The following is a 10403-nucleotide window of genomic DNA, read 5'->3' on the forward strand; positions in this document are numbered from 1 at the left end:
GCGAAGAACCACCCGCTTTTGTCGGTCGTCTTTACTACAGTGCCTCGAGCGGCCATTCCCGTGGCCGGGAGCAGGATTTCCTCGAGGATTGGTGATGCGGGTGGGTGGCAGCATCGGCTCGCTCGTGACGTTCGAGGGCGCCCCCGGCATTGGTCGCGTCACGGCCGTCGAGGGTGGCGCTGCATGCGTCACGTTCTTCGAATCGCCCGTCGAGGTCGAAGTAGAATTGGCTTGGGTCGACCTTGGTCTTCTGCGCGGAGTGACTCTCGACGAACAGACGCGTGTCTTCGTGCCGACGGTCGATGGCCGCTGGCGTGCCGGTCGGGTCGTGGGTGGGCGCGCGCCTGAGTATTTTGTCCGGTTCCCCAACGTCCACTACGACGTCGAGGTTCCCGAGGCGAGTCTTCGAGTCCGCTGGGACCGACCCACGAAAGACCCTGTCCAGGTGTTGCTGGCCGGCGCCAATGAGACTCCGCGATTTCGGGACGCGCGCCAGCCTGTCCGCAATCTCCTGCTGGCCGAGCGGGCGGCGTCGATGTCCGCAACCGGACTCGCCTCGGCTGGTGTCGGCATCCACGAGCACCAAGTGAACGCGGCCCTCCGCATCATCAATGACCCGATTCAGAGGTACCTTCTCGCCGATGAGGTCGGGATGGGCAAGACGATTCAGGCCGGCTTCGTTGTTCGGCAGTTGCTGATCGATGACCCATCCCGTCGCGTCGGTTTCATCGTTCCAGAAGCACTTCGCGAGCAATGGCAAGCCGAACTGTTGGACAAGTTCTACCTCGATGACTTCGCGAGATCGGATGGCCGACTTCCCTTCGCCATTCGCGGCCATCACGAGGTCGATGAGTGGAACAAGTTTCAGAGCGCTGACCTGCTTGTGATTGACGAGGCGCATCAGTTGGCCCGTGCCGAGTCCCCAGACGACCAGCCATACCGCCAACTGACAGCGGTCGCCCACGCGGTTCCACGCCTCCTCCTGCTCTCCGCGACCCCGTTCTCCCAGAGGACGACGAGTCACCTCGCGTTGCTGCATTTGCTGGATCCGGCACTCTTCAAGTGGAGCGAGTTGGACGGCTTTGAACGCCTCCTCGGAACGCGCCGAGAGCTCGCTATGGCCGTGTTCGGACTCGACGAAGAGCCTGATCCGGAGAACCCCGAGCTGCTGGCGTATCAGTTCGATGCCCTTCGTCGGTTGCTGCCCGCAGACGAACTCCTGTCGGCTGGGATGGCCACGGCGATGGCGGCCTTCGGAGAGAGCGACATCGCCGACCCGATCGATCTGAAGCGTGCCGTCGCAGCGGTACGTGCGCACGTGTCGGAGACCTATCGCTTGCATCACCGGGTCATTCGAAACCGGCGCCACGTCGTGGAGCAACAGAGGCTCGACGACGAGGGCAACATGGCCCCGTTCGAGTTCACGGGTCGCGAACGTCCAAAGGTCATCCGGCTGGATTCCGCTGAAGGTGACGCGGCGGTCCATGCGGTCGAGACGTGGCTTCGGATGATCAGTGCCGATGTCGCGGATCGCGAGATGGACCCCGCACCGTACGCCCGGGCCGCAAGCGTGCTCGTCTCTCGTTTGGGCGCAGGGACCCGTGACGATGTCGTTGCGGCGCTTGAAGCGCGACTTCTTCGGTCGAGCGCACCCGGCGTGACAGAGCCAGAGCTTCAGCGCCTGACCGAAGCTGAGGTACGTCCGTTCGAGCAGCGCGTCCTAGAAGACCTCCAAGAGGCCTCTGAGCGCGACGGTAGTGATGAACTCGCCGGTGCAATTGTCAAGCGCGTCAAGCCGGGTCAGCGTGCCGTGGTGTTCTGTGGTCCGGGTGCGCTTGCGGGTCAAGTAGCAGCGGCGTTGCGCGCCCTGTCTGCTCCGCTCGGCCCAGTGCATGAACATCTAGTCAGTTCCGTGACTGGTTCCCGCCAGGATGCTGTGCTGGCGTGGCGTGAGAAGGGTGGAGTCCTCGTCGCTGATCAGAGCGGCGATGTGGGTCGCAATTTTCAGCAAGCCGAGATCGTGATTCACGCTCGTTTGCCCTGGGGGCCGAACGAATTCGAGCAGCGGATTGGTCGCGTCGACCGTTACGGCAGTGGGCGACCCGCGGCGCAGTACGTCGTATCTGACCTTGACCCGGATGGTCTCCACACCACGTGGTTGCGAGTTCTCGGGACTGGCTTTGGTATCTTCGAAGAGTCGATCTCGGCCATGCAGGAGATCGCCGACAGCCTCGCAGATGCGTTTTGGAACAACCTGCTCGTGGAGGGACGTGACTATGCCCTCGACAAGATGGCTGACATCGGGGCAGCTCTAGCTGCTGAACGCCGACGGATCAACGAACTCGATGCCCTCGAGTCGAGTTACGGAGGGGGAGAGGGTGAGGCCCTTGCCAAGAACATCTCGTCCTTCGACTCACGGCACGAGCAGATCGAGCGGGCCTACCTGAAACTCATCACCGGCGCCGAAGGCTTCATGCTGTCGAATAGACGCCAGAGCGACGGAAGCATTCGGTTCGATCGCGATCCGCATCAGGCGCCACTGGTCAGCCCGCGATTGCTCGCCCGAGTCGTCACGCGACCAGAATCGCGTACCGGGTACTTCGATCGATGGCAGTTGACTGCCGGCCGTCGAATGTTCCGACGTGGCAACCCGTTTATCGACGGAATCGAGTCCGTTCTGGCGATTGACGACCGTGGTCAGGCCAGCGCTCAGTGGCGACTTGATCATGGCTGGCCGCATGACCCACTCGTGTACTTTGGATACGACTTTCTCATCGAAGCGAATCTCGCCCCAGTCCTGGACGCGATCGGCCAAGGGCAAGACGGACTTGCGGTCGCTAGGCGTCGCGGAGATGTCGCGCTGGCTCCTGTGTTCCGGAGGATCTGGATCGCCGTCAATGACATGGCCCCGGTGGAGGACGACGGGGTCATTGCGTATCTCAATCAGCCCGTGATGAAGGGCCGCGACGTCAACCTGAATGCATCCAGGATTGCCGCCTTGCATGGAGTTCTTGGGGGCGACGGAGTTCTCCAGACAGTCGGACCCGAGGGGTATGCGATCGCGCGCGATCACCTGGGCAGAAAGGCAGACCTAGCTCGGGTGACAAAGCGGGCCGCAGCGACCGTTTCAGAGAGGACGGACTTGCTCGTCGCCCAGACGAAGGCTCGACAAGTGGCCGCCGGGATGGTCGCCGATCCGGGCGCCTGGAGCCGTGAAATCGCGATTGGCCGTGCTTTGGAGGACGGCGTCTCCGCACCAAGCGTCCGCATGACGGCGGTGACGTGCTTGGTGCGCTCGGCCCAGTCGTGGAGCGAGTATGTCTAGAGACGATCTCGGCGCCGCCGCGATTGCCCTCGGCGTCTGGCCGAATGCTCCGTACATCGACGATGAGCCCAGAATCATCTCCGATGCGTGCAGTCGCCTGCTCGACGCGCTGGCAGCCCTAACGAGTGGTGCCGCAGGCTGGCGCGATGTCGCAACGTTGGTACGGCAGGTTCTCGTGACCGCGGCGGCCACGTACGGGTCGCGTCCATCACTGATCGTGCCTGTCGGTGATGTCTGGCCTACAGCGGAACAGTGGCGCGAGCTGAACTGCGTTCCAAGTAGCCTTGCCGACGGGCGCTTCAGCATCCGCGCCCTCAACTGGGCGCCGGATCCTCCGACCGCCGGCGACGCAGAGTCAGTCGCCCAGGAGCAGGTTCTCGCAGCCTTTCGTGATGCAGACCCGGTTTTTGCATCGGTCCGAGCTGACCCGTTCTGGCCAAAGGCCCACGGCGCGGACTTCAAGGTCTACCGCGGGGAGACTCAGCGTCAAGCCGCGCGCGCAGCGGTGCTGAGCCGTGACGAAACACTGATGGTTGCCCTACCGACAGGACGTGGCAAGACTGCCGTGGCTTGGTCCAAGACGATGCTCAGCGCCTCTGGCGTCACAGTGGTCGTTGTACCGACGATTGTGCTTGCCCTGGACTTGGAACGACGCACCCAGGAGTTGGCGCGAACTCGCAACCTCAACTTGAGCCCACTCAATCGTTTTGCCTACGTCGGCTCGCTAGATTCGACAACCAAAGAATCGCTTCGTGCTGCCATTCGTGCGGGCACCCAACGACTCCTCTACACAAGCCCGGAAGCCTTCGTGAGTGGGCTCGCTCCGGCGATTCTCGACTGCGCAAGCAGAGGGCTACTCCAGCAGATCGTCATCGACGAAGCTCATCTGATCGACCAGTGGGGCACGGACTTTCGTCCCGAGTTTCAGACGATGCCCGGCCTCGTCGCCGAAGCTCGCGACCTCGCCCCGGAAGGTTCCCGTCCTTCAGTCCTGCTCCTTAGCGCGACGCTGGGCCAACGCTCAGTCGACGTCCTGCAGCGCTTGTTCGGCACAGAGGACTCGGAGTTCGTGTGGGGCACTGAACTGCGTGCCGAACCGGCGATCTTTGTCGACCGGGCAGACACCGAGGCCACGCGCCGCCGCGCCATCTTGAATGCGGTGGATGCACTTCCAAAGCCGCTGATTCTGTACACGACACGTGTCCGGGACGCGCAGGAATGGGTCACCCTCCTCAAAGCCGCGGGCTATCGCCGGGTAGCCGGCATCACAGGCGCGTCGACGGAGCACGAACGAGCCGAGGTCGTGGAGTCCGTGCGAGGTGTTCGGTACGACGGCCGTCGTACCGCGACCACGGTCGACGTCGTCGTGGGCACCTCAGCATTCGGGCTCGGGCTGGACCTTCCGAACGTGCGTAGCGTCCTACATGCATGCGTGCCCGAAACCATTGACAGGTACTACCAGGAAGTTGGTCGAGGCGGCCGAGACGGACGGCCCACGGTTGCCTACCTGTGCGAGGCCCCGGGAGACCGCGACGTCGCCAAGCGCTTGAACTCGGCGGTTCTCATCGGCGATGAGAAAGGCTGGAGTCGGTGGCAAGACCTTCTCCGCCAAGGCAAAAACGTCTCCGGCCTGAGGTATCGGGTCAACAGGAGTGTCGTCCCTGCGTACCTCCCCGAGGGGTTCAACGAGAGCGCACAGTGGAACGTTCGCACTCTTACGCTCATGGCACAGGCAGGGGCGATTCGATTCCAGGTTCCACGCTGGAACGATGGCGGCATCGACGGCGAGACTGATCGCGACACGTTCTATGAGTCGGTGCAGGACCTCCTCGAGTTCGAGTTGACAAATGGGGAGCTCCTCAACCACTCCGGTTGGACGGGAGCCACGGAGCGACTTCGGTCCGAACTTCGGTCCTCCCAAGAACTCGCGCTGCGGGCGATGCTTGACGTGGTGGACGGCCATCGCTGTGTCGGACGGATTCTGGCCAGTCACTACCGCGTCCGGTATCGCGGTGGCTTGCTCTCGACAGCACCACGATGCCGAGGATGCCCGCACTGCCGGACGAACCCTGACACCGCGCCCGGCCTGAATGCGCCCGAACCAAGCCCGACACTCCCGAGAGTCGGGACGCCGACGGACCCCTTGCAAGCGTGGCGCGGAGGATCGCCCTCGGCTTTCGTTTGGTACGGGGCCGGCGAACGACCCGACGCCATCCTCACGCGGTTGGCTCAGCGCGGGCTGCGACTGTTCGCGGGTCTGTCGATCCAAGAGGCCGATGCCCTCCAGCGAAGTGTGCCAACGTGTCCCGTGATCTTGGATGACCCTGAATCGGTCGTTCCGCTCATGCTGAGCCATCCGGATCCTCTTGTCGTCGCCGTTGCTGATGGGACCGTGCCGCTTGATTTGCGAGAAAGGCTGGACCTTGGTTTGGTCACTTACGTGGTCGGGCCCCAGTCCACAATGAGCGATGTCAAACCAGGTTGGACGCTGGCGGACACCGCTGACGTGAGTATTCGAGCGAGCGCGCTCATGACGGAGTTGTAGATGAAGGTTCTTGACCCGGGTCAGGGAGTCGTACTCCCGCAGGCCATGTGGCTCTGCTACTCGACGATCGCCAAGGCCTCCGGCCTCGCCGCCGAGGAGGTCTTCAGCCTTGTCCTGCCGCAGGAGTTGCGATCGCAGGCGCCGTCGGATGGGGCGCATGCCAAGCAGGCCCTGTCTGCGCTGGTTGAGTTCGGGCTCGTGTCCTCGGACGATGGCCTGCTTAGCGCTGAAACATTGGACGCTGCGGGATTCCTACGCCGACTGCGCTACCAGGTAGTACGCCCCCCAGCGGACGTGTCTGAGTCCTTCGACGGGGCATCGGACCTTCGTTCAGGACTTATCTGGTTGATGACACAAAGCCCCTTGGTGCCGCTGCACTGGAAGAGCAACGTGCAGGTGGCCATGCCGCCTGGTCTGTTCACAAACGACACGCGATGGAACAACTTCCCCACGTGGGCAACAACGCTTGGCTTCGCCCGCCCCGCGCTTCGGGCCCTTGTGCCGGCAGATGCAGCCAACAGGGCACACCTGGTGGCAGATCCGACAGAGGCGATTCTCGATGTCATCGCACACCCGTCCTCCGAACGACTGCCCACTGGCGTCCAGATTCCGGTGGCGTCCTTCATGGCCTTCTTGAGACGAGAGCTCCCTGTTCTGCCGGGCCACCCCTCAGCGACCTATGAGGGAATAGAGAGCGATCCTCAGGATCAGCTTGCGGCCGTCGGACTGGCTCTCAACAGCGCCGAGGCGCGAGGTGTTCTCACAATGGGTTACCAGTCGGACCCGACCGGCGTTTTGGCCCTGCCGGACAGCGGGCGGAAGGCAGGCGCCAGGTACGTCTCAACCATTCAGATTGAGGCAGGCAAGTGAGCACTCTTCCGATTGGCTTCACCTGTTGGCAGGCAGAGTCGGTTGCTGCCACCATCCCAACGGAGGCGGCAACCCCCTCCGATCAGGTCCTGCTGGCAACCCACTCGCCGCTGCGCATCCGGCGCGAAGGTGCGACGACTCAAAAGCAAGCCGAATTCGTCTCCGAGCACGATGTCGTGAGGGAGTTCCTGACCTCGACGCCGAACGCCGGCGTGCTGATTGCGCCTGTTCTCGGCGAGTCCGGGGCCGGCAAGTCGCACCTCGTACGGTGGGCCAACGCAAACATTCCCCGCGTCGGGGGTCGGCACGTCATCTACCTGCAGAAGACGCAGACCAGCCTTCGGGACGTTGTCGAGCAACTCCTGAGCGGCAAGACCGGGCCAGCCTTCGACGAGATTCGTCGGCAGGTTTCGGGTCTCGGCACTGCTATCTCCATCGAGGAGATGGAACGAAAGATCCTGGCCGAGCTCGCTGAAGCGCTTCGCTCACGCGAGCCCCAGGGGTTTCTCGACAAGCCACTGGTCGGGGAGCGAGGACTAGCCCTGCTCTTCCTTGACCCACTCTTCCGAGAGCACCTGCTGCGTCCCGGGTCATTCATCAACAGACGTGCGGTACACGCGCTCAACGGTCGTGATCCCGATGAGCCTGATGTCCCGCTGGAGTTCACGGTTGACGAACTTCCGCTGGACATCACCGACGTCGCCAATCTGGCCGACGCATCGAGGGCTGCTCAGAACCTGTTCAAGCAGGTCGTAGTCAACACAGACATGCAACTTGAGGCCGTCAGGATTCTGAACGACTCCCTCGACCTCGCAGTCATGAAGGCCGCCAATCTGGGTGTCGGGAACGTCAACCGAGCCTTTATGAAGCTCCGTGAAGAGTTGGTCGGCGAAGAGATCGTGCTCCTGATCGAGGACGTCGCGCTGATCCAGGGTGTCAGACGCGACCTACTGGACGCGATTCACGAGTCCAGCATTGTTCAGGGGCAGGAGAAGTACGCGACGGTGCGGACGCTCCTTGCGGTTACACCGTCGTACTACAGAGAGAACCTGCCCGAGACGTTTCGAACTCGCGCAGAGGCAAGTTCGCCGAGTTACGTCGTTGACGTGCAGATTGACGGCGCCAAGACGAACGACGCGGACCTTGTCGACTTCGTTGGTCGCTACCTGAACGCGGCTCGGCTCGGTAAAGATGTCCTTGAGGCAGAGATGTCTGCTAACAAGGCCGCTCCCAACGCCTGTGACGCCTGCCCGTTCAGCGACTCCTGCCACAGCACTTTCGGTACTTCCGAGGCCGGGCACGGTCTGTACCCCTACAACGAACCCGCGGTGCTGCGCGCGGTGCGCGCATGCGTCGACCCGGACAACCCGCAACTCTTCAGCCCGCGGCGGGTCCTTGCCGGTGCTGTACGCGAGGTACTGATGGATGCCGCCGGGCAGTTGCCCCGTGGTGACTTTCCGCCGGGCCGACTCCTGGGCGAGCGAACTCGAACTGCCGGCCTTCCAGCGCTTCCACTCGCTGTTCGTCAGCGTCTGGAAGAGGACTACCCGAAGGACTTGGCGCCGCGGCTTGAGTCCATGCTCGCCTTCTGGGGGAAGGCCGGTACGCGGCCCATCCCAGACGCGGTCTTCACGACGTTTGGTCTTGACCCGATCGCCTCGGGCGATGGTTCGGATCTAGTCGAGGAGCCTGAGTCGACGGGCCGCGACGAGGCTGCGCGTCGGGCCACGGCGGACGGGTTGCCGAAATCCGTCCAGCGGCAACTCGAGGCTATCGAGGAATGGTCGGCAAAGGACAAGACGCTTCCTCAGGACATGGCGCGCGTCATCCGCTCCCTGGTCCGCGAGGCCGTCCTCGCCCGCGTTGAGTGGTTCGATCCGGTCATTAAGTCTCCGGATACCGAAACCATCAAGCGAGCCGTGCCGGACAACGCGCGAAGCATCTCGATCGAAGGCGCGCAGGAAGGAATCGGTCAAGGCGTCGAACCGATTGTGCGGCTTAAGCGGACTGCCCGAAATGCGGTGCTACTTCAAGGCTTGATCCTGATCCAGTCCGGCTTTGCAGACCTCTCAGGAGATGCACTCGCGCGGCTCGACGCCTTGGCGGTGGGTGCAGTGCCCGCAGCCCGGGCGCGCATCCTCGCTGCAATGGAATACGACGAAGTTGCGATGGTCGCAGCCGCGCGTTCCCTCATCATTGGCGCACTTGCGTGCGGCCACATTGCATCGACGGCCCGTGATGTCGACCTAATTCGCGCGGTGGCGTGGCGCGGCGACATGGCCCGCGAGGACGTCGCCAGTCGTCACCCCCAGTGGGCCGACAGCCATCGGGGATACATGGCAGAGCGGGGCGCAGCCGTTGAGCGTTTCCTCGGTGGCATCGGCGCGGCACAGGGTGCCGGAGGCGTGCACGCGCTCGACAGCGTGCGCCTCACGAAGCTGGTGAAGGCCGCCAGATCCCAACTCGACGAACTTCCAACCTCGGTTCCCACTTGGTGCGCGGACGCCAACCGCAAACTCAGCATCCTGGTTCAGGTCGCGCCCGCCCAGATCTCTTACTGGTCGGACCTCGTTCGGCGTGTGCGGCGATTGCTTCCGGAATCCGAGTCATACATCGACACCGTTGACGCCGTTGTACTCGCTGCGCGCGAAGGCCAGGCCCAAGGCCTCGTCAAGGTCAAGGACCTTCCGGCGCTGGAGCAGGCGAATGAGGCCGCGCGCAGACTGGACGCACGAGGGTTGACCGAGGTCGAGAAGGCGCTTGCCGGTGCTACGGGCCAGGACGGGGTGGCCCTGGCGCGTCACCTCGGTCCATCAGTCGGGAGAGATCTGAAGCTCATCGCCGAGTATCTGGAAGAGACAGAACGCTGGGTCGAGTCCGGAATCAGCGACGCGGAGATTGATCCGGGCGCCAAGATCGATATCGACGAAGCAATCGACGGCCAAGTAACGCGCTGGCTGAACATCCTCTCGAACGGGGCAGAAAATGACTGAGCCGCAGCCTGTCGGCCTGCTCGTTCGGGCAAAACGACTTACGAGCCTGGCCCGACAGGCACGCGAAGGCGCCGAGGCCATCCAGGACCACACGCGGACTGAGACCGCCCTGGACAAACTCGACGGAGCGCTGAGCGAACTTGAGGCAGCGGTCAAGCTTGAGTCCAAGCTGGTCAACAGTGGCGTGACATCCGCGAGCGGATTAGACCTGACCAAAGCCCCGAAGGATCTGCAGAGGCACATCGCGAGCGTTGGGCGACCGAGCCCGCAACTGCTAACGGCTCGAGCAAACGACGCCGCCAAGGCCGCCCGTGCACTCTCGGATTCCGCAACCACGGCCTGGGCGACCTGGTCGCAAGCTCGACTCAACGCTCTGCCGATCGACCGCATGGCTCGGCTCGGGTTTGAGCGACGCGGCGTCGAATTGCGCGTCGAGTCCCTGAAACGCATCGCGGGCGCGCCTCCGACGGCCGACAACGTGGACACGTTCCTTGAGACCTACGAGGCGGTGTCGTCGCGTCTGGCGAAGGTGACCCCGGAGGGCCCGCTGGACGCCCTTCTGGCGAAGTTGCCGTGTCACCTCGACGAGCTCACAGACGATGAGTTGCGACTGTTGCGGGTCGAGCACCCTGACATCGGCGCACAGATCGTTCTGAGGGTCGAATGACTT

5 protein-coding genes are annotated in these 10403 nt (G+C 63.3%); all 5 read left to right on the top strand.

Annotation, left to right across the window (positions count from 1 at the left end; translation table 11 throughout):
• Positions 1-94 precede the first annotated feature (94 nt).
• From dpdE to CFI00_RS10215, 5 genes are read left to right on the top strand one after another with little or no spacing between them, the layout of a single operon-like run.
• Entirely contained in the window at positions 95-3325 is a 3231-nt protein-coding gene (gene dpdE / locus CFI00_RS10195; RefSeq protein ID WP_242532780.1) for a protein DpdE, read from the top strand.
• A complete protein-coding gene (gene dpdF / locus CFI00_RS10200) occupies positions 3318-5870 on the top strand; it encodes a protein DpdF (RefSeq protein WP_207085035.1) in 2553 nt (850 codons plus the stop codon). Before dpdE ends, dpdF begins: the two co-directional genes overlap by 8 nt.
• Positions 5871-6740, top strand: coding sequence for a hypothetical protein (locus tag CFI00_RS10205; protein WP_207085036.1), 870 nt, complete (start codon positions 5871-5873; stop codon positions 6738-6740).
• Complete coding sequence (dpdH, locus tag CFI00_RS10210; protein WP_242532781.1) at positions 6737-9733, top strand: protein DpdH; 2997 nt, start codon at positions 6737-6739, stop codon at positions 9731-9733. Before CFI00_RS10205 ends, dpdH begins: the two co-directional genes overlap by 4 nt.
• Positions 9726-10400 (top strand): hypothetical protein, encoded by a 675-nt coding sequence (locus tag CFI00_RS10215; RefSeq protein WP_207085037.1) that lies wholly within the window; start codon positions 9726-9728, stop codon positions 10398-10400. The genes dpdH and CFI00_RS10215 overlap by 8 nt, the downstream gene beginning before the upstream one ends.
• Positions 10401-10403 lie beyond the last annotated feature (3 nt).

It is taken from the genome of Nocardioides sp. S5, from assembly GCF_017310035.1.
GTDB lineage: Bacteria > Actinomycetota > Actinomycetes > Propionibacteriales > Nocardioidaceae > Nocardioides.

Bases quoted from the DNA above. Each gene is read 5' to 3' on its own strand.
- dpdE (WP_242532780.1), top strand. From the start codon at position 95: ATGCGGGTGGGTGGCAGCATCGGCTCGCTCGTGACGTTCGAGGGCGCC.
- dpdF (WP_207085035.1), top strand. From the start codon at position 3,318: ATGTCTAGAGACGATCTCGGCGCCGCCGCGATTGCCCTCGGCGTCTGG.
- CFI00_RS10205 (WP_207085036.1), top strand. From the start codon at position 5,871: ATGAAGGTTCTTGACCCGGGTCAGGGAGTCGTACTCCCGCAGGCCATG.
- CFI00_RS10215 (WP_207085037.1), top strand. From the start codon at position 9,726: ATGACTGAGCCGCAGCCTGTCGGCCTGCTCGTTCGGGCAAAACGACTT.